We start from the raw sequence: 18,913 nt of genomic DNA, 5'->3' as shown, positions 1-18,913 counted from the left end.
CTTGATGGGTCCGGGAGGGGGCGTCCCGCACATGCGGGCAGCCCCCTCCCGGCCGGGCTAGCTAGCCTAAGTCTCTGGTGGTCAGGGGATCAGGACCACGCGGCCGACGGCCTTGCGGCTCTCGATATAGGCGTGGGCGCCGGCGGCGTCCGACAGGGGGAATTCCTTGTCGATGATCACGTCCAGCTCGCCCTTGGCGGCGTCCTCGATCAGCTGCTGGATGTTGTCGTGCACCCGGTCGGTTCCGATCTCGGCGCCCAGGAAGACCCCCGACAGCGAGCGGTTGCCGCCCATCATCGAGCCGACGTCGACCACCATGGGCTCGCGGCCCGCCGCGCCCACCATGGAGACCCGGCCCCGATAGGCCAGCGCATTGATGGAGCCCTGCAGGGTGGAGCCGCCCACGGAGTCGACCACCACGTCGACGCCCTTGTTGTCGGTGAGGCGCTTGACCTCCTTCACCACGTCGTCGCGGGTGTAGTTGATGCCGTGGTCGAGACCCAGGCGCTTGAGCTTCTCCAGCCGCTCGTCGGAAGAGGCGGTGGCCAGGATGAGGCCCGCGCCGGCCCGCTTGGCCAGCTGGATGGCGGCCACGCCCACGCCCGAGGCGCCGGCCTGGACCAGGACGGTCTCGCCCTTCTTCATGCGGCCGAATTCGAACAGGCAGTCATGGGCGGTGCCGAAGGTCACCGGAATGGCGGCGGCCTTGCGCACGTCGAACCCGTCGGGGATGGGCCAGCAGTTGCGCGCCGGGACCGAGCGCAGCTCCGCGTGGCTGCCCCAGTTGTTCACCGTGGCGACCTTCTGGCCGACCTTCACATGGGTGACCTGCTCGCCCACCTCGATGATCTCGCCGGCGGCCTGGTAGCCGACCACATGCGGATTGGTCATCAGCGGCCCGCGCCAGCGGTTCAGAGTGTCGCCGCCCTCGATGGCGATGGCCTCGACCCGGATGATGACGCCCTTGGGATGACAGGCGGGGTCGGGGATTTCCTCGTACTTCAGAACCTCGGGCCCGCCGTTCTCATAATAGACCGCAGCCTTCATCGCCGTTCTCCCTAATGGCTTAAAACAAATGTTTGAGGCGCAAGGCTTCCCATGCTCGCGCCGCCTTCGCAAGGCGCCCGACGCGCGCCCGTGGCGTCTTGACGGCGGCTCTTAGTCCATTTGGGTCATGCGGCGGGGCGCCGCAGGCGGGACAAGCGGGGGGACTGCAACCTTCCAAGGCCCGGACGCACCCCCATGCGACTGTTTCCCCTAAGCCTGGCCGTCGCCGCGGCGATGACGCTGGCCATCGCTCCTGTTCAGGCCCTGGCCCAGGCTGATCCCTTCGCCGGCCTTTATGGCGCGGCGCCCGGCGCGCCCCGGGCGCCGGACGCCTCTTCCGGCCGGGCGGGCGCCACCTCGGTCAGCGGGGCGGTGGGACGCTCCTATGCCGGGTCCGAAACCGGTGGTCGGGTCAGCCTGGCCCAGCTCGACCTGATGCCGGTCGACCTGCCGCCGCTGCCGGTGGCCTTCCAGAGCCATGCCGCCCGCTACCTCAAGAACCGGCCGAGGGTCGCCGTGGCGGGCTACACCCTGGCCTTCGTCCAGGGCGCCCAGGCCAGCGCCTATGCGGCCGGATCGGGAAGCGAGTGGAATCAGCGCCGCACCCAGATCGCCACGCGTCTGGTGGGCCTGGATGACGCCGCGGCCCGCGCCCTGGCCGACGAGGCCTATGCCGATCTGGTGGCCCAGCTTGAGGCCGCAGGCTTCGACGTCCTCGCCCCGGCCGAGGTGCTGAACGCTCAGGCCCTCTCGGGGCTCGCCCGCCACGGTGCGCCTGTGGGCGGCAAGGGCGTCATCGACAGTCGCGCCACCAAGGCCTGGGTCGCCTACGGCCCCCAGGTTCTGCCGCCCATCAAAGGGCACGCCTTCGAACAGGGCCTGGGGGTGATGGCGGCGCCGGCGGCCACCCTGGCGTTCGGCCGGGCCAGCCGGGACCTGGACGCCATCTTCATCATGCCCCGCCTGCTCATCGATCACATCGACATGGATAGCTCGGGCAATGCGGTCTATCGCGGCTCGGCCTCGGTGGACGCCGAGCTGAAGTTCGCCGTCAGCCCCCTTTCCCGGGTGGATTTCATCTGGGGCAACAATGGCGGCGGCGCCATGCCGGGCTGGTTCGCCACCAAGGGCGCCGCTTCGCCCCAGCCCTTCGGCATATTGGCGGAGACCGCCAACCGGTCGGACTCCGTGGCCCTGCACAACGCCCTGGTCTCGGTGGGTTTCAACTCGGTCTATCGCCAGAGCCTCGTCTATGACGCCGAGGTGTCGCCGCGCCGTTTCAGCGCCCTGACCCGCTCGGCCTTCCGCGGCTTCAACGCCGCCCTGGTTTCCGAAATCCGCCGCGCGCGGACGCCATGAGCCCGCCGCCCGCGCCTCGACATCTCAAGACCTGGAGCCACCCATGAAGCCGCTTGCCCATCTGACCCTGAGCCTGACGCTCGCCCTGGCCGCGGGGTCCGCCGCCTTGGCGCAGACCGAGCCCCTGGCCGATCCGTCCCTGGCTTCGCCCGCCATGGACGCGCCGGCGGTTGATGCGACCCCAACGGCTCTTCCTGAGGCGCCCAATATCGACCCGAGCGTCTATCAGGTGCTGCGCCCCGGGGATCGGGCGATGAGCTGCGCCCAGTTGGGCGCCGAGGCCAACACCCTCAATGCGCAGCTCATGGCCGAGCAGCAGGAACAGGCCCGACAGGCCCAGCGCGCCCGGCAGGGCCGGGGCGTCGCTGGCGGCTTGGCCGGCGGCGTCCTGGGCGGGGCGGCCCGTTACGGTCTGGCCCGGGGCATGGTGGGCGGCGCCTTCAGCCCCTTCGCCGCCCAGGCCCTGGCCTCGGTGGCCGACTCCGGCAGCCAGGCTGTGGGTCAGGCCATCGCCGCCGGCGGGGAGGTTGAAGGTCCCTCCGTCTCGCCCCAGCAGCAGCGCATGAACCATCTTCTCGTCCTCTACCGCGAGAAGGGCTGTTAGGAGCGTCGCCACCCTTGCTGTGACGTAAGCCGGGCTTGGGGGAGTTCCGGCCTCATCCTGACGGAGAGAGCGCAGTCCTTGGCTGCGCTCTCATTCGTTTTGGGCAGGCCCGTGGCCATCGGCCACTGCGGCCTCGGGGAGACCTAGCCTTACGTTGCGGCGCCCTTCATAGAAGCGGGCCATTGATCGCGGCCTCCCCGCCGCGCCGCATTCTTTTGAGGGATTGCCCATGGACGACGCTGCGCCGGTTCGGCTCTACGATTTCGACGAGGCCCTTCCCCTGGCGCCCGCCGGTCCGCGGCTGTGGGACTCCCGGATCGACAAGCGCTACTGGAACATGATCGGTCCCTGGGGCGGCTGGACCGCCGCCCTGCTGCTCAAGGCCATTCTGGCCGAAAGCGATCACGGCGGCACGCCGGTGGGTCTGACCGTCAATCTGATGGGCGGGTTGGACGAAAGCCCGCTGCAATTGTCCACGCGACCGGTCCGGCAGGGCAAGTCGGTGGAGTTCTGGACGTCCGAGCTCATCCAGAACGGCGCGCCGGTGGCCATGGCCATGGCCACCCTGGGACAGCGGCGGGACACCTTCTCCACCCATGAGGCCAGCTTTCCCGAGGGGCTGAAGACGCCCGAACAGATCGAGAGCGTGCCTTCGCGTCCGGGATTCTTCACGGCCATGTTCGAGCAGCGGCCGGCCCAGGGCTCGGCGCCGCTGCAGGAGAATCCGGACAGCCTGACCCGCAACTGGATGCGCGACCATCAGGCCCGGCCTCTGGACTACGCCCTGCTGGCGGGACTGGCCGACGTCTTCGCCCCGCGCATCTTCTATCGCAGCGCCGAGCGGCGGCCGGCCTCGACGGTGAGCATGAGCGTCTATTTCCATGCGACGCAGGCGGAGCTGGCGGCGGTGGGCGGCGACTTCATCCTGGGGGAGGCCAAGGCCCGGCGGTTCGAGAGCGGCTTCTTCGACCAGCACGGCGCGCTCTGGTCCCGCGACGGCGTCCTCCTGGCCACCACCGAACAGCTCTGCTGGTTCAAATAAGGGGCGGGAAAGCGCCGCCGGCGCCCTGAGAGAATCCCCCCACACAGGACACGAAGGTCACAAAGCGCCCGCTCGCACGGGCAGCTTCATGTTCTTTGTGCCCTTCGTGGTTGATCCTGTCGCGCTTGGCGCCACCCGGGGGGCTCACGCCTTGCGGATCAGGTCCACGAAGTCCGGGGCCAGGCGGCCCACCGCGTTGCGGGTGTCGATGACCAGGGGGACGGCCTTCGCCAGGGCGGCGTAGTCCACGGCGTCGTGGTCGGTGGCGATGACCGCGCAGTCATAGGCCGCCAGCGCCGCCTCGTCCCAGGCGACGGAGGTCATGCCGGCCACTTCCGGATGCTCGCCATTGTCGTGCACGACCGGGATGTGCGGGTCGTAATAGTCCACCTGGGCGCCGCGCTCGCGCAGCAGGCGGATGACGTGCAGCGAGGGGCTCTCGCGCATGTCGTCGACATTCTTCTTGTAGGCCAGGCCCACCACCAGGATGCGCGCGCCCTTCACCGCCTTGCCTTCGCGGCTGGACAGGGCTTCGGCCACGGCCTCCACCACCCGGCGGGGCAGGGCGGCCACCACGTCGCCGGCCAGCTCGATGAAGCGGGTGGCCTCGCCGTGGGCTCGGGCCTTCCAGGTCAGGTAGAAGGGATCGATGGCGATGCAGTGCCCGCCCAGGCCTGGCCCCGGATAGAAGGGCATGTAGCCGAAGGGCTTGGTCTTGGCCGCGTCCACCACCTCCCAGATGTCGATGCCCATGCTCTCGAAGACGATCTTGAGCTCGTTGACGAGGGCGATGTTCACCAGGCGGAAGATGTTCTCGGTGAGCTTGACCGCCTCGGCGGTCTTCAGGTCGCTGACCGGCACCACCTGGGTCAGGGGCGAATAGACCGCGATCGCCATGCGCCGCTCGGCCTCGGTGTCGGCGCCCACCACCTTGGGGATCGAGGTGGTTCCGAAATCGATATTGCCGGGGTCTTCGCGCTCGGGGCTGTAGGCGATGGCGAAGTCGACGCCCGACTTCAGGCCCGTCGCCTGCTCCAGGATGGGGCGGATCAGCTCTTCGCTGGTGCCGGGATAGGTGGTCGATTCCAGCACCACCAGCTGGCCCCGCCGCAGGTGGCGGGCGATGGTCCTGGCGCAGTCGGCCACGTAGGAGAGGTCCGGCTCCCGGTGCACGTTCAGCGGGGTGGGGACGCACATGAGCAGGGCGTCGGCCTGCGCCAGGCGGGCCTCGTCGCTGGTGGCGGACAGCCGGCCGGTGGCGACCATGGCCGCCACGCGAGCGTCGGAGATGTGCTTGATATAGGAGCGGCCGCTCTCCAGGGCGCCGACCTTGGCCCCGTCGGGATCATAGGCGAGCACGCGGAAACCCTTGCCGATGAAGCCCTCGGCCAGGGGCAGGCCCACATAGCCCAGGCCCAAAATCCCGATCACCAGCTCGCGCGAGGCGGCGCGCGCCTCGAAAGCCTCGGCCATGGCCAGGGAACCCGCGCCCGGCGGGGAGGCGGCTGAACTCATGCGTTGCGGCCGGCGAAGGCGCGCACGGCGGCGATGATCTGATCCTGCACGTCCGGCTCCAGATAGGGGTGCATGGGCAGGCTGATGACCCGCTCGGCCTTGGCCTGCGTCACCGGAAGCCCGCCCGGACCCGTGGGATAGCCAGAATAGACGCCCTGTCGGTGGATGGGGATGGGATAATAGACGGCCGTGGGAATGTCGGCGCCCTTCAGGTGGGCGCCCAGGCCGTCCCGGTCGTCCGTCTCGATGGTGTACTGCGCCCAGACCGAACGCCCGCCCTCGATCACCTTGGGCGTGGTCACCACGTCCGCCAGGCCCTGGGCGTAGCGGTCGGCGACGCGGTTTCGGGCCTCGATCTCGTCGGGGAAGATGGCGAGCTTCTGCAGGAGTACCGCAGCCTGAAGGGTGTCCATGCGGCTGTTCATGCCCACCCGCATGTTCAGATACTTGGGATCGTGCTCGAAGGTGCGGCCTTCCAGGTCCGACTTCACCGCCTGGCCGTGGACGCGCAGGGAAACCAGCAGGTCGTGCAGCCGCGCGTCCTTGCTGAGCACCGCCCCGCCGTCCCCATAGGCGCCCAGGGGCTTGGCCGGGAAGAAACTTGTGGTGGCCACATCGGCCCAGAAGATCGGATGGCGGTCATTCAGGGTGCAGCCGAAGCCCTGGGCGGAGTCGGCGATCAGTTTCAGCCCATGCTTGCGGGCCACCGCGCTGATGGCCGGATAGTCGGCCGGCTGGCCGAACAGATCCACGGCGATCACCGCCTTGGGCGTCAACCGCCCCTCACGTTTCACCGCCTCGATGGCGGCGTCCAGATGGGCCGGATCGAGATTGAAGGTGTCGGGCAGGATGTCCACGAACACCGGGGAGGCGCCCACCAGGGGCATGACCTCGGCCGTGGCGGCGAAGGTGAAGGAAGGGCAGAAGACCGCGTCGCCCGGCCCGATCTCCCAGGCCATCAACGGCAGGACCAGGGCCTCGGTGCCCGAGCCGCAGGTCAGGACGTGCGGCGCCTGGCCGAAGGCGGCGAGTTCGGCCTCCAGCTGGGCGATCTGCGGCCCCATGATGTAGGCGCCGGACCGCACCACCTCGAGGATGGCGGCCTCCAGGGGCTCGCCCAGGCGACGGCGCTGGGCCTGGAGGTCGATGAACGGAATGGGCATGGCGCTTACTCGCAGCTCGGAAGGCCGCGGTACATGCCACGGCGCCCGCGGCCATGCCAGACACGGATGTTTTCGCAAGGTTTCGCCGCGCCGGATCACCGGCGCGGCTTAGCCTCTGGGCGATCAGATCTGCCGGGCGCGGCCTTCCCAATAGGGGGCGCGGACCTTGTTGCGCTGGATCTTGCCGGCCTCGCTGCGGGGCAGGTCGTCGACGAAATCCAGGCCTCTGGGCACCTTGAAGCCCGGCAGGGCCTGGCGGGCGAAGCCCAGGATCTCCTGGGCCAGGGCGTCGCTGGGCTCATAGCCGGGATTGAGCATGATCACCGCGCGGACCTCCTCGCCCCACTGGTCGTGGGGAATGCCCACGGTGGAGGAGTCGGCCACGGCCGGATGCTTGATGAGCTCGTTGTCGATCTCCTGAGGGTAGATGTTCACCCCGCCGGAGATGATCGTCTCGGCGCTGCGGCCGGTGAGGAACAGATAGTCGTCCTCATCGAAATAGCCCACGTCGCCCATGGTGAAGAAGTCTCCCAGCCGGGAGGCTTGGGTCTTCTTCTCGTCCTTGTAGTACTGGAAGCCGCCGCCAGGCGGCAGCTGGTGATAGATGGTGCCGGGCACGCCGGGGGGGCAGTCATTGCCCTCTTCGTCGACGATGCGGACCTGAAGCAGGGCCGGGCGCTTGCCCACGCTGCCGGGCTTCTTCAGCCATTCCTCGGACGAGATGGCGAAGCCGGCGCCGCCCTCGGACCCGGCATAGTACTCGCTCAGGACCGGGCCGAACCAGTCGATCATGGCCTGCTTGACCTCGGGCGGGCAGGGCGCCGCCCCGTGGACGATGTAGCGCACATGGTCGACGGGATACTTGGCCTTCACCTCGCCGGGCAGGTCCAGCAGGCGCTGGAACATGATCGGCACCAGGTGCAGGTGGGTGACCTTCTGTTCGGAGATGGTCTTCAGGACCTGTTCGGAGTCCCACTTGTCGATGAAGACGAGGGTCGAGCCGGTGCCCATGGCCGCGCGCACGTCGAAGGCCAGCGGCGCGGCATGATAGGCCGGGCCGGCGCAGAGCTGGATCGAGTTGGCGTCATAGCCGCGGCCGGCCAGCACATTGGCCGGGGTGACCACGGGATTGGGGCGGAACACGCCCTTGGGGCGCCCGGTGGTGCCCGAGGTGTACATCATCTGGTTGCCCAGCACCGGGTTGTCGATGTCCGACCCGTCCAGAGGCGCCAGCGCGGCGTCATAGTCTTCGAACCCCTCGATGGCGCCGCCCACCGAGAGCCTCAGCACCACATTCTCGCAAGCCTTGGAGGCTGCGGCCAGGGCGCCCACGCGGGCGTCGCCCACCAGCACCTTGGCCTCGCAGTCATTGATGATGTAGGCGATCTCGTCGGCGTTGAGATGCCAGTTCACCGGGGTGATGCGCACGCCGGTGCGCATGGTGGCGGCCAGGACTTCGACGAATTCGGCGCGGTTTGAACAGACCAGCGCCAGGGCGTCCCCGGGCTGGACCCCATGCTGGCGGAAGAGACGGGCGAGCTTGTTGGCGTTGGTGTTGACCTCGGCGAAGGTCTTGCGCCGTCCGGTCGGGTCGATCACCGCGACCTTGTCGGGTTGCACCTCGGCCCAGACGGCCATGGTCATGCCGGTCACCGCCGCCTGGTCGAGCTTTTCTTCCAGGCCGACGCGCTCTTTCAAATCTTCCATGAAATTCCTCCCGGACGCGCCTTTCGCCAGGGCCGGCGTGGCGCGCTTGCGCAATTATGATTTGGGGCGGCCGTGGTCCGACGGGGTCCAGACGCAATCTCGCCTGGCCGACGTCGCAGCCGTCCTGAAAGCCACAATGACAGGGGAATTCCGCAACGACAACGGCGCGCGATCCGACGCCTGTTCGGATCGCGCGCCGTACGCGGGTCTAGAAAGTGCGTTCCGCCCAGCGGGTGACGAAGAAGCCCGCGGTGGCCGTGGCGCCCGTGAGGAACGTCCCCCAGGCGATGTCGAGCACGCTGATCTTGGTGGACCAGACCTTGAGCACGGCCTGGCTGGTGAGGTCGTAGGTGGCGTAGCACATGAGGCCGAGCACGGCGCCGGTGAACAGGGCCTGGGTCCACTCGCCGGTGCGCACCGCAGGCGCCACCGCCAGGATCATGATGCCCGCGATATAAATGAGATAGAAGGCGATGGCCGGCCCCAGGGCGAACTGGTCAGCCAGGACGGGGTCGAGGGTGGGGCGATAGAGCTTGGGGCCCACCATTGTGAGCCAGACCGCGTCGATGAGGGCGAAGGCCACCCCCGTGCCCAGATAGCCGACGACATATTTCATCATGGTCCAGGGTCCCTCAGGCGGCCGGTTTCAGACGGTAGTGGCTCACGCCCCACTCCTCGCCGCCCCGGTGGCCGAACAGACCGGCCGTGGCCAGGAAGAAGAGCCGCCAGCGACGACGCCAAAGGCCTGCGGCGTCACCATAGACATCGGCGAGAACGGCGCGGATGTCCGCATCGTTGCGATCGAAGTTCTCCAGCCAGTGCAGGGCCGTCCGCTCATAATGGCGGCCCGACCAGCGCCAGTCGGCCTCCACCTCGAAAAGGTCGGGGAACTGGCGCATCAGCCCGTGGCTCGGCATGACCCCGCCGGAGAAGAAGTGCTGGGCGATCCAGTCGCTCTCGTCCTCCACATTGAAGCGATACGGCGTGGCGCGATGGGTGAAGACGTGGATGAAGGCCCGCCCGTCCGGGCGCAGCCAGGTCCTCACCCGCGAGAGCAGAGCCCGCCAGTTGGCCATGTGCTCGAACATCTCCACCGAGACCACCCGGTCGAAGGCGCCGGGCGCGGCGAAGTCGTTCATGTCGGCGGTGATGACGCTGAGATTGGTCAGGCCCATGGCCTGGGCCCGGGCGCGGATGAAGGCGCCTTGGCTCGCCGAATTGGACACCGAGGTGATCCTCGCGCGGGGCAGGGCGCGGGCCATCCAGAGGCTGAGCGAGCCCCAGCCGCAGCCGAGCTCGAGAATGTCCTGCCCGTCCTGAAGATCGGCATGGGCGGCGGTCTCCGACAGGGCGTGCTCCTCGGCGGCGGCCAGATCATCGACGCCTGGCCCATAGAGGCAGGACGAGTATTTCAACTGCGGCCCCAGCACCTTTTCGAAGAAGGCCGCCGGCAGTTCATAGTGCTGGTCATTGGCCGCGCCCGTATGCTCGGCGATGGGGCGCTCGCTCATGGCCCGGGCGAAGGCGGCGTCGGCCTCGCCCGGCTCCCCGCCCAGCTGGCGCCGGGCGTTGGCCACCAGGAATTCGATGGCCGCCCGGCGCAGAAGGTCGGGGACCGGGGCGCCTTCGAAGGCCTGAATGGTGGCGCTGATGGCGCTCATGCGCAGGTTCCTCTCCTGACCGGGACGGTCTTCACATTCCGATGGTGAAGCTCTCGGCTTCCTGTGCAAGTTACGCCGTCGGCAGGGGTTCGGATGCGTCGGTCTGGCTGCATCCGCCAGATGACTCGCCTCGTAACGGTCAGGTCAGCGCGCCTCTTGTCGGCGGCGTCATTAATTCAGGAGTCGCCGTGGTCGCGTCCGAACGTCACAAGCCCCTGCGCGTCGCCGTCATCGGGGGCGGCATTTCGGGGCTTTCCGCCGCCTGGCTTCTGGGCGAGCGCCATGAGGTGACCCTGTTCGAGGCCGATAACCGCCTGGGGGGCCACGCCAACACCGTGCAGGCGCCGGCGGGGGACCAGTCCATCCCGGTGGATACCGGCTTCATCGTCTATAACGAGGAGAACTACCCCAACTTCACCGCCCTGTTGCGGCATCTGGACGTCCCCACCCTGGACGCCGACATGGCGCTCAGCGTGTCGCTGGACGACGGGGCGTTCGAATACTCCTCAGGCTCGCTCTTCGCCCAGAAGCGCAACTTCTTCTCCGCCCGCTTCTGGCGGATGCTGCGGGACGTGACGCGGTTCTACCGGCACGGCCCCAGGGACATCGCCGCGCTGGAGGCGCCGCTTACCAGCCTGGACGACTATCTGAAGCAGAAGGGCTACTGCCAGGCCTTCCGGGACGATCACCTGCTGCCCCAGGCCGCCGCCATCTGGTCGACCCCCCTGGGGGCCATCCGCGACTATCCGGCCGCGGCCCTCATCCGGTTCTTCCAGAACCACGGCATGATGCGCATCTTCGGGCGCGGGCTTTGGCGCACGGTCAAGGGCGGCAGCCAGGTCTATGTGGCGCGGCTCACGGCCGCCTTCCGCGGCGAAATCCGCTCGGGCGTCAAGGTGGCCGGCGTCCGTCGCGACCCCTTCGGCGTGGAGGTCCGTCTCGCTGACGGCCAGACCCACCGCTTCGACGAGGTGGTGATCGCCACCCACGGCGACCACGCCCTGGCCCTGCTGGACGATGCGAGCGCCGAGGAACAGCGCCTGCTCTCGGCCTTCCGTTACACCCGCAACCTCGCCGTGCTCCACACCGATCCGGCCCTGATGCCCCGGCGCCGGGCGGCCTGGACCAGCTGGAACCATATCGGCCGACGCAGCGCGCCCGAGGAGGGTTGCGTCACCTACTGGATGAACCGGCTGCAGAGTCTGCCGGCCCGTCCGGAGCTGTTCGTCACCCTCAATCCCACGCGGGAGATCGCGCCCGAGCGCATCCTCCGCACCGATGTCTATGACCACCCGCTGTTCGATTCCGGCGCCATCGCCGCCCAGCGGGAGCTCTGGTCCCTGCAGGGCGTGCAGCGGACCTGGTTCTGCGGCTCCTATTTCGGCCATGGCTTCCACGAGGACGGCCTGCAATCGGGCCTGGCGGCAGCCGAGGCGTTGGGCGGCGTGCGCCGTCCCTGGACCGTGCCCGATGAGTCCGGCCGCATCCATCTGGCGCAGATCGCGCCGCGGCTTGCGGACGTGGCTGCGTGAGAGCGATGGCCTCGGGCCTCTATGCCGGGGTGGTGGGCCATGTGCGGCAGAGGCCCCGTCGGCACGCCCTGCGCTATCGCATCTTCATGCTGCTGATCGACTTGGACGAGGCGCCGGCCCTCTCGCGGCGCCTGCGCCTGTTCGGCTACGACCGCGCAGCCCCCTTCTCGCTGCACACCCGCGACCATGGGGACGGCTCCGACCGCCCGCTGAAGGCGCAGGTGGAGGCCCATCTGGCGGCGGCCGGTATCGATTACGGGGGGGCGGTGCGCCTCCTGTGCATGCCGCGGGTTTTCGGGGCGGTGTTCAACCCCTTGAGCCTCTATTTCTGCCACCGGACGGACGGGACCCTGTCGGCCATCCTCTATGAGGTGAACAACACCTTCGGCCAGCGGCACAGCTATCTGATCCCCGCGCCGGCGCTCGAAGACGGCCGCCTTCGCCAGGCTGTCGACAAGGGCTTCTATGTCTCGCCCTTCATGGACATGGACCTGACCTACGCTTTCAGCATCCGCCCGCCGGGGGCGGAGGTCTCCGCGGCCATCGAGGTAAGCGACGCCGAGGGACGCCTGCTGTCGGCCGCCTTCGGCGGGCGTCGCGGCGAACTGGACGACCGGGCCCTGTGGCGGGCGTGGCTGACCCATCCCTGGATGACGCTGGGGGTCATGGGGGCGATCCACTGGGAGGCCCTGAAAATCTGGCTCAAGGACGAGCGCCTGCGCCCCCGCCCGCCGGCGCCCGCAGCCCCGGTGACCCTGGCCCCCATGGCGCGTCCCCAGCCGGCCTGAGCGGCGGATTTGTCCGGTCCGCCCGGTGCCCCGGCCCGGTCTGATTGTCACGTGTCCTGACTAATTGGCGGCGGCGTCAAAACAAGGGTGGCGCGACCTGGGGTGGCGCCCCATGATGGTCGTCATACCAAGATTGGACATTTTCAGATGAGTGTTTCACGCCCCTCCCCAGGGGGTGCGGCGGAGGATTCTGCGTCGATCGACGTGTCGGCCATGCCCCAGGTCCTGCCCCGGATCGTGCGCCTGGCCCTGCGCTATCGCGGTCTCGTCGCCCTGGCCATCGCCTGCTCCGTGGGCGCGGCGGTGTTCAGCCTGACTCTGCCGCGGTTGTTCGGCCACGCGGTGGACCAGGCGCATCTGCTGTTGAGCGACGGGGCGGCCAGTCCCCAGGCGGTGCAGTCGGCCCTCCTGACCACCGCCCTCCTGGTGATCGGCGCGGCCAGCCTGCGCGGCCTGCTCACCGGCTGGGGCGGATATGTGGCCGAGGTGGTGAGCCAGAAGGTGGCCTACGACCTGCGCATGGATTTCTTCCAGCAGCTGCAGCGCCTGTCCTTCGGTTTCCACGACAGGATCCACTCCGGCGACCTGATCACCCGGGGCATGCTGGACCTGGAGGGCACGCGCGCCTTCATCCAGGGCGGGATGATGCAGAGCCTGACGCTGATCCTGCTTCTGTCGGCGGCCACCTTCATGATGGTGTCCACCGATCCGGTGATGGCCGCCCTGGCGCTGGCCTTCGTGCCCATCGCCGGCTGGGCCCTGGGCCGCATGGGCTTCCTGCTGCGGGTCACCTGGCTGCGGGTGCAGCAGCTGATGGCCGTGCTGACCCTGACCATGGAAGAAAATCTCCAGGGCATCCGGGTGGTGCGGGCCTTCTCCGCCAAAGCCTTCGAGCTGGCCAAGTTCGACAAGGCCGCCGGCGACGCCCTGCAATATTCGTTCAAGCGGATCACCCTCCGCTTCCGGGCGGTCTCGGCCATGACGCTCAGCTATTACGGCTCCATGGCCCTGCTGCTCTGGTACGGGGGCCACCGGGTCATCGACGGCGCCATGTCGGTGGGCCGCCTGACCGAGTTTCTCACCTACATGACCCTGCTGCAGGCGCCGATCCGCCAGATCGCCATGATCTTCGCCTCGGCCGCCCGGGCCACCTCGTCCGGCGGACGGCTGTTTGAAATCCTCGACCTGAAGGCCGAGATCACCGATGCGCCCGGCGCGCGCCCCCTGGCCGCCGCCCAGGGCGTCCTGCGGTTCGAGCACGTGGATTTCGACTATGAGCCCGGCCGCCCGATCCTGCGCGATGTGAGCTTCGAGGTCCGCCCCGGCCAGACCCTGGGGGTGGTAGGGGCGCCGGGCAGCGGCAAGTCCACCATCGCCAATCTGATCCCGCGCTTCTACGACGTCACCGGCGGGCGCATCACCATCGACGGCCAGGACATCCGCGAGGTGTCCCTGGCCTCCTTGCGGGAGTATGTCGGCCTGGTGCAGCAGGAGGCCTTCCTGTTCGACACCACCGTGACCAACAACGTGGCCTATGCCGATCCCTGGGCGGCGGAGGACCGGATTGTCGGGGCGGCGCGCACCGCCCAGCTTCATGACTACATTGCGGGCCTGCCCACCGGCTATTCCACCCGCGTGGGCGAGCGGGGGGTGGCCCTGTCCGGCGGCCAGCGGCAGCGCATGTCCATCGCCCGAGGCGTGGTGCCGGGGCCGGGGGTCATGATCTTCGACGACTCCACCGCGGCCATCGACGCGGTGACCGAGCGCAAGGTGCGCGAGGCCCTGGCGCAGGCCACCCAGACCAAGGCCACCATCATCATCGCCCACCGCCTGTCGTCGCTGATGCACGCCGACCAGATCATCGTACTCGAGGAGGGCCGGGTGGTGGAGCAGGGCGATCATGCGAGCCTGCTGCAGAACGGCGGCGTCTATGCCGAGCTTTACGCTCTGCAGACCCGGGCCGAGCCGGGGGCGGACGACCAGGTCCAGGTCCAGGCGCCGGCGGAGGTGCGGGCATGAGCGACTTCGTCTTCGACCGGGGCGCCGAGGCCGCCTCCGAGGCGCCGCAAAAGCGACGCGCCACCCTGGGCAGCGATGACGCCGAAGAGATCTTTGCCTCCATCGACCCCAAGATCCTGGGCCGTTTCGCAGACTATCTGAAGCCTCACCGGACCTTCGCCATCGGCGCCCTGGTGGCCGTGCTCATCTCGGCGGCCACGGCCATCGCCGTGCCCTTCATGATCGGCCAGGCGGTGAACGCCGCGGTGGGCGGTGGCGACGGCGACCGGCTGGATGTCATCATCCTGATCTTCGCCGGCGTGGTGGTGCTCAACGCCGGCGCCTTCTTCCTGGAACAGTGGATGAGCGCCCGGCTGGCCCAGCGGGTCATCTTCGACGTCCGCCGCTCCATGTTCAGCCACTTCCAGGACATCTCCCTGTCCTTCATGGACAAGACCCATGTGGGCCGGATCATGGCCCGCCTGCAGGGGGACGTGAACGCCCTGCAGGAGTTCCTGGAAAGCACCACCGGCGCGGTGGGCGATCTGGTTCTGCTTATCGGCATCACGGTGGTCCTGCTCACCATGGACCTTCAGCTGGGCTTGCTGACGCTCACGGTCATCCCGGCCCTGATCGCCATCCGCGCGGTCTGGCTGCCGTTCTCGAAGAAGACCTTCCGCGAGGCCCGCGACGCCTCGTCCACCGCCAACAGCGCGCTGGCCGAGAACATCAACGGCATTCGCACCGTGCAGGAGAGCCGCCGCGAGGCGATCAATTTCGAGCTCTATGAGGAGAAGGCGCGGGAGAACCTGAACGCCCAGAACAACTCCGCGGCCATGACCCAGGTCATGGTCCCCACGGTGGACGTCCTGACCGGCTTGGCCATGGCCATCGTCATCGTGGTGGGGGGCAATGCGGTGCTGGGCGGGCGGCTGGAGGTCGGGGTGATGGTCGCCTTCATCTTCTATGTTCAGCGCTTCTTCGATCCGGTGCGCATGCTCTCCATGCAGTACACGGTGATGCAGAGGGCCATGGCCGCCGGCCACCGCATCTTCGAGGTGCTGGACGTGCCCATCACCATCCGCGACAAGCCCGGCGCCTTGCCCCTGCAGGACATCGAGCCCACGGTCGAGTTCCGCAATGTGACCTTCGGCTACGACCCCGCGCGGCCCGTGCTGCATGACGTCAGCTTCACCGTGAAGCCCCGCGAGGTGGTGGCCCTGGTGGGACCCACGGGGTCTGGCAAGACCAGCATCATCGCGCTCACCCACCGCTTCTACGAGGTCGATCAGGGCCAGGTGCTGGTGGGCGGCCACGATGTCCGCGACGTGACCCTGGAGTCGCTCGGGCGGAACATCGCCATGGTGCTGCAGGAGCCGTTCCTGTTCAGCGGCACGATCGCGGAGAACATCCGCTACAACACCGCCCACGCCACCTTCGAGGACATCGTGGCCGCGGCCAAGGCGGTGGCGGCGCACGACTTCATCATGCGCCTGCCCGAGGGCTATGACACCCAGCTGGGGCAGAGGGGGCGCAACATCTCGCTCGGCCAGCGGCAGCTGATCTCCTTCGCCCGGGCGCTGGTGGCCGATCCGCAGATCCTGATCCTCGACGAGGCCACGGCCAACATCGACTCCTTCACCGAGCTCGCCATCCAGAAGGCGCTGAAGGTGCTGTTCGCCGGGCGGACCTCCATCGTCATCGCCCACCGCCTGGCCACTATCCGCGACGCCGACAAGATCATCGTGCTGCAACAGGGGCGCATTCTGGAACAGGGTCCGCACGAGGTGCTGATGGGCAATGGCGGCCTCTATTCCCGCCTCTACACCTCGGCCCACGCCTCCTTTGACGACGCCCAGGTGGCCGAGACCGGGGACGCGGAGTTCGCCACCCGGACCTGAGGGCGGCGACCTCGGGGTTCAACCGGCCCCGGGTCCCGGTCTCGCCTCCACGTCGCGGGCGGTGACGGGTTCGCCGCATTCGGAGCAGACCTGGACGGCGTGAAAGTCGCAGCCGCAGCCCTTGTGGCGCCGCAGGATCGGCGGGCCCTCGGCGCCGGCATAGTATCGGTCGCCCCATTCGACGACGGCCAGGATCACGGGGTGGAGCTCCAGTCCCTTGTCCGTCAGCCGGTACTCGTAGCGCCGAGGCCGGTCCTGATAGAGGCGTCGCGCCAGCACGCCTTCCGCCACCAGCAGGTTGAGCCGTTCGGTGATGATGCTGCGCGAAATGCCCAGGCGCGCCTGGAAGGCCTCAAAGCGGCGCACGCCCAGGAAGCAGTCGCGCAGGATCAGCAGGGTCCAGCGGTCACCGATCACCGACAGGGTGCGGGCCACCGAACAGGGCTCCTTGGACAGATCTTCCCACCTCATCACGGCCTCCGGCTGGAGGTGCGAGTGTCCCATTGACTCCGTTCGGTTTCAATACGAACCTGAGTTCAGAATTCGAACGGAGCGTGCGCATGTCGACTTCCGGAGGGGCCTGCGTGGTCATCGGCGCCGGCGACGGGGTGGGCGGCGCCATCGCCAAGGCGTTCGCGGCCGAGGGGCTGACCGCCTGCGTCACGCGCCGGCCGCGCCACATCGATCAGCTGGAGCAGCTGGCCCAGGAGATCCGGGCGGCTGGCGGCCAGGCCCGCGCCTTCGGGGTCGACGCCCGCGAAGAGGCGGACATGGCCGACCTCTTCGACACCATCGAGCGGGAGGTGGGGCCCATCGAGGTGGTGGTGTTCAATATTGGCGCGAATGTCCGCTTTCCCATTCTGGAGACCACCAGCCGGGTCTTCACCAAGGTCTGGGAGATGGCCTGTTTTGCAGGCTTCCTGACCGGACGGGAGGCTGCGCGGGTGATGACGCCTAGGGGGCGGGGAACCCTCATCTTCACAGGCGCCACCGCCTCGGTGCGCGGGCGCGAGGGCTTCGCCGCCTTCGCTGCGGCCAAGGCCGGCCTGCGCGCCCTGGCCCAGAGCCTGGCGCGGGAGCTGGGGCCCAAGGGCCTGCATGTGGCCCACGTGGTGGTGGACGGCGCCATCGACGGCGTCTTCAGCCGTGAGAACATCCCCGATCTGGAGGCCCGTCTGGCGGAGGACAAGGTGCTCAAGTCCGCCGACATCGCCCAGGCCTATGTGGCCCTGCACCGCCAGCGGCGCTCAGCCTGGACCCACGAACTCGACCTGCGTCCCTGGTCGGAAACCTGGTGAGCAAGGAGCCTCTCATGGCGCGCACCCTGGACTTCATTTTCGACTTCGGCAGCCCCAACGCCTATCTGGCCTGGAAGGCCCTGCCGCCCATCCTTGAGCGCACGGGGGCGAGCGTGGCGGTGCGTCCGGTGCTGCTGGGGGGCCTCTTCAAACTCACCGGCAACCGCTCGCCCATGGAGGCCTTCGGCGAGGTGCAGGGCAAGCTCGCCTATGAGGCGCTGGAGACGCGGCGCTTCGTCGCCCGCCATGGCCTGGACGCCTATCGCATGAACCCGCACTTCCCGGTGAACACCTTGCTGATCATGCGCGGCCTGGTGGCGGCCCAGGCGCAGGGGCTGGGTGGGCCCTATCTGGAGGCGGTGCTGGCCGCCATGTGGGAGCAGGGGCTGAAGATGGACGATCCCGCCGTGGTCGCAGGCGTGCTTGGCGCCGCCGGCCTCGACGCCCAGGCCCTGCTGGAGGCCACCCAGGATCCGGGGGTCAAGGCGCGCCTGCTGGAGGAGACGCAGGCCGCCGCGGCGCGCGGCGCCTTCGGCGTTCCGACCTTCTTCGTGGGCGAAGAGATGTTCTTCGGCAAGGACCGGCTGGGCCAGGTGGAGGAGGCGCTGGCGACCGGTTGAGTCTGACCCATTGCGCCAGCTCAAGGCGCAGCCCACATTCGCCGCGCAAACTGCGCCATCGGATCCCTGGAGCGCCCGCCTTGAAGCCCTTCGCCCGTCTCGCCCGCCTGGCCGTCCTGGTCATCGTCCCCCTGGCCCTCGCCGGCTGCGGCATCAACACCATCCCCACCAAGGACGAGCGGGCCAAGGCCGCCTGGGCCGAGGTGCAGAACCAGTATCAGCGCCGCTCGGACCTGATCCCCAATCTCGTGGCCACGGTGCAGGGCTTCGCCGCCCAGGAGCGCGAGGTGCTGACCGCCGTGACGGAGGCCCGCGCCTCGGCTACCCAGGTGCAGGTCAACGCCGACACCATCACCGATCCCCAGCAGTTCCAGCAGTTCGCCCAGGCGCAGGACCGGCTGACCGGCGTCCTGGGGCGGCTGATGATGATCCAGGAGCGCTATCCGGAGCTGCGCTCGAACCAGAACTTCCTGGCCCTGCAAAGCCAGCTGGAGGGCACGGAGAACCGCATCGCCATCGCCCGACGCGACTACAATGAGGCGGTGCGCGACTACAACACCGAGATCCGCACCTTCCCGGGCGCCATCTGGGCCAACACCGTCCATGGCTGGGCCGAGCCCATGCAGACCTTCGAGGCCTCGCCCGCCGCCCAGACCGCGCCGACGGTGAGCTTCGAGA

The 18,913-nt window shown here is 68.6% G+C and carries 17 protein-coding genes; 10 read left to right on the top strand and 7 right to left on the bottom strand.

What is annotated here, in order from left to right; all coding sequences use genetic code 11:
- Positions 1-81: 81 nt before the first annotated feature.
- The gene (locus tag V7D28_RS07110; RefSeq protein WP_333586676.1) at positions 82-1,047 is read right to left on the bottom strand and encodes a quinone oxidoreductase family protein; all 966 of its coding nucleotides are present in this window, start codon (positions 1,045-1,047) and stop codon (positions 82-84) included.
- A 195-nt stretch (positions 1,048-1,242) separates the two neighbouring features.
- Between V7D28_RS07110 and V7D28_RS07105 the strand changes: the two genes are divergently transcribed.
- The 3 genes from V7D28_RS07105 (at position 1,243) to V7D28_RS07095 (ending at position 4,052) form a co-directional block, all read left to right on the top strand.
- Positions 1,243-2,406 carry a hypothetical protein gene (locus V7D28_RS07105; protein ID WP_333586675.1) on the top strand — a complete coding sequence of 388 codons (1,164 nt, stop codon included), beginning with the start codon at positions 1,243-1,245 and terminating at the stop codon, positions 2,404-2,406.
- 43 nt (positions 2,407-2,449) lie between these two features.
- Entirely contained in the window at positions 2,450-3,010 is a 561-nt protein-coding gene (locus V7D28_RS07100) for a hypothetical protein (RefSeq protein WP_333586674.1), read from the top strand.
- Positions 3,011-3,239: 229 nt separating this feature from the next.
- A complete protein-coding gene (locus tag V7D28_RS07095) occupies positions 3,240-4,052 on the top strand; it encodes a thioesterase family protein (RefSeq protein ID WP_333586673.1) in 813 nt (270 codons plus the stop codon).
- 144 nt (positions 4,053-4,196) lie between these two features.
- On the opposite strand, the gene V7D28_RS07090 is transcribed toward V7D28_RS07095, so the two are convergent.
- The 5 genes from V7D28_RS07090 to V7D28_RS07070 form a co-directional block, all read right to left on the bottom strand.
- Entirely contained in the window at positions 4,197-5,567 is a 1,371-nt protein-coding gene (locus tag V7D28_RS07090) for a nucleotide sugar dehydrogenase (protein WP_333586672.1), read from the bottom strand.
- A complete protein-coding gene (locus V7D28_RS07085; RefSeq protein ID WP_333586671.1) occupies positions 5,564-6,730 on the bottom strand; it encodes a DegT/DnrJ/EryC1/StrS family aminotransferase in 1,167 nt (388 codons plus the stop codon). The genes V7D28_RS07090 and V7D28_RS07085 overlap by 4 nt, the downstream gene beginning before the upstream one ends.
- 123 nt (positions 6,731-6,853) lie before the next feature.
- Positions 6,854-8,437 carry an AMP-binding protein gene (locus tag V7D28_RS07080; RefSeq protein ID WP_333586670.1) on the bottom strand — a complete coding sequence of 528 codons (1,584 nt, stop codon included), beginning with the start codon at positions 8,435-8,437 and terminating at the stop codon, positions 6,854-6,856.
- Between the two features lie 208 nt (positions 8,438-8,645).
- Complete coding sequence (locus V7D28_RS07075; RefSeq protein ID WP_333586669.1) at positions 8,646-9,056, bottom strand: DUF2177 family protein; 411 nt, start codon at positions 9,054-9,056, stop codon at positions 8,646-8,648.
- A 13-nt stretch (positions 9,057-9,069) separates the two neighbouring features.
- Positions 9,070-10,098, bottom strand: coding sequence for an SAM-dependent methyltransferase (locus tag V7D28_RS07070; protein ID WP_333586668.1), 1,029 nt, complete (start codon positions 10,096-10,098; stop codon positions 9,070-9,072).
- Between the two features lie 188 nt (positions 10,099-10,286).
- Between V7D28_RS07070 and V7D28_RS07065 the strand changes: the two genes are divergently transcribed.
- From V7D28_RS07065 to V7D28_RS07050, 4 genes are all read left to right on the top strand, one after another.
- Positions 10,287-11,630 carry an NAD(P)/FAD-dependent oxidoreductase gene (locus V7D28_RS07065; protein WP_333586667.1) on the top strand — a complete coding sequence of 448 codons (1,344 nt, stop codon included), beginning with the start codon at positions 10,287-10,289 and terminating at the stop codon, positions 11,628-11,630.
- Between the two features lie 5 nt (positions 11,631-11,635).
- Positions 11,636-12,418 carry a DUF1365 domain-containing protein gene (locus V7D28_RS07060; protein ID WP_333586678.1) on the top strand — a complete coding sequence of 261 codons (783 nt, stop codon included), beginning with the start codon at positions 11,636-11,638 and terminating at the stop codon, positions 12,416-12,418.
- Between the two features lie 213 nt (positions 12,419-12,631).
- Positions 12,632-14,437 (top strand): ABC transporter ATP-binding protein, encoded by a 1,806-nt coding sequence (locus V7D28_RS07055; protein ID WP_333586677.1) that lies wholly within the window; start codon positions 12,632-12,634, stop codon positions 14,435-14,437.
- On the top strand, positions 14,434-16,317 hold the full coding sequence (locus V7D28_RS07050; RefSeq protein ID WP_333586666.1) for an ABC transporter ATP-binding protein: 1,884 nt from the start codon (positions 14,434-14,436) through the stop codon (positions 16,315-16,317). The genes V7D28_RS07055 and V7D28_RS07050 overlap by 4 nt, the downstream gene beginning before the upstream one ends.
- 18 nt (positions 16,318-16,335) lie before the next feature.
- Here V7D28_RS07050 and V7D28_RS07045 read toward each other — a convergent pair whose 3' ends face one another.
- A complete protein-coding gene (locus V7D28_RS07045; protein ID WP_333586665.1) occupies positions 16,336-16,788 on the bottom strand; it encodes a winged helix-turn-helix transcriptional regulator in 453 nt (150 codons plus the stop codon).
- A gap of 89 nt (positions 16,789-16,877) precedes the next feature.
- Between V7D28_RS07045 and V7D28_RS07040 the strand changes: the two genes are divergently transcribed.
- From V7D28_RS07040 to V7D28_RS07030, 3 genes are all read left to right on the top strand, one after another.
- Positions 16,878-17,615, top strand: a complete 738-nt coding sequence (locus V7D28_RS07040) for an SDR family NAD(P)-dependent oxidoreductase (RefSeq protein WP_333586664.1) — start codon at positions 16,878-16,880, stop codon at positions 17,613-17,615.
- Between the two features lie 14 nt (positions 17,616-17,629).
- Positions 17,630-18,235, top strand: a complete 606-nt coding sequence (locus V7D28_RS07035) for a 2-hydroxychromene-2-carboxylate isomerase (protein ID WP_333586663.1) — start codon at positions 17,630-17,632, stop codon at positions 18,233-18,235.
- An 80-nt stretch (positions 18,236-18,315) separates the two neighbouring features.
- Positions 18,316-18,913: LemA family protein (locus V7D28_RS07030; RefSeq protein ID WP_333586662.1), on the top strand; the 598-nt coding region annotated here is incomplete at its 3' end.

It is taken from the genome of Phenylobacterium sp. (genome assembly GCF_036723115.1).
Taxonomy (GTDB): domain Bacteria; phylum Pseudomonadota; class Alphaproteobacteria; order Caulobacterales; family Caulobacteraceae; genus Phenylobacterium.
This window is presented reverse-complemented; position numbering and strand designations above follow the sequence as displayed.

Excerpts from the sequence above, each read along its gene's own strand:
- V7D28_RS07110 (WP_333586676.1), bottom strand. The coding sequence starts at position 1,047 with ATGAAGGCTGCGGTCTATTATGAGAACGGCGGGCCCGAGGTTCTGAAG.
- V7D28_RS07105 (WP_333586675.1), top strand. The coding sequence starts at position 1,243 with ATGCGACTGTTTCCCCTAAGCCTGGCCGTCGCCGCGGCGATGACGCTG.
- V7D28_RS07100 (WP_333586674.1), top strand. The coding sequence starts at position 2,450 with ATGAAGCCGCTTGCCCATCTGACCCTGAGCCTGACGCTCGCCCTGGCC.
- V7D28_RS07095 (WP_333586673.1), top strand. The coding sequence starts at position 3,240 with ATGGACGACGCTGCGCCGGTTCGGCTCTACGATTTCGACGAGGCCCTT.
- V7D28_RS07090 (WP_333586672.1), bottom strand. The coding sequence starts at position 5,567 with ATGAGTTCAGCCGCCTCCCCGCCGGGCGCGGGTTCCCTGGCCATGGCC.
- V7D28_RS07085 (WP_333586671.1), bottom strand. The coding sequence starts at position 6,730 with ATGCCCATTCCGTTCATCGACCTCCAGGCCCAGCGCCGTCGCCTGGGC.
- V7D28_RS07080 (WP_333586670.1), bottom strand. The coding sequence starts at position 8,437 with ATGGAAGATTTGAAAGAGCGCGTCGGCCTGGAAGAAAAGCTCGACCAG.
- V7D28_RS07075 (WP_333586669.1), bottom strand. The coding sequence starts at position 9,056 with ATGATGAAATATGTCGTCGGCTATCTGGGCACGGGGGTGGCCTTCGCC.
- V7D28_RS07070 (WP_333586668.1), bottom strand. The coding sequence starts at position 10,098 with ATGAGCGCCATCAGCGCCACCATTCAGGCCTTCGAAGGCGCCCCGGTC.
- V7D28_RS07060 (WP_333586678.1), top strand. The coding sequence starts at position 11,636 with ATGGCCTCGGGCCTCTATGCCGGGGTGGTGGGCCATGTGCGGCAGAGG.
- V7D28_RS07055 (WP_333586677.1), top strand. The coding sequence starts at position 12,632 with ATGCCCCAGGTCCTGCCCCGGATCGTGCGCCTGGCCCTGCGCTATCGC.
- V7D28_RS07050 (WP_333586666.1), top strand. The coding sequence starts at position 14,434 with ATGAGCGACTTCGTCTTCGACCGGGGCGCCGAGGCCGCCTCCGAGGCG.
- V7D28_RS07045 (WP_333586665.1), bottom strand. The coding sequence starts at position 16,788 with ATGAGGTGGGAAGATCTGTCCAAGGAGCCCTGTTCGGTGGCCCGCACC.
- V7D28_RS07040 (WP_333586664.1), top strand. The coding sequence starts at position 16,878 with ATGTCGACTTCCGGAGGGGCCTGCGTGGTCATCGGCGCCGGCGACGGG.
- V7D28_RS07035 (WP_333586663.1), top strand. The coding sequence starts at position 17,630 with ATGGCGCGCACCCTGGACTTCATTTTCGACTTCGGCAGCCCCAACGCC.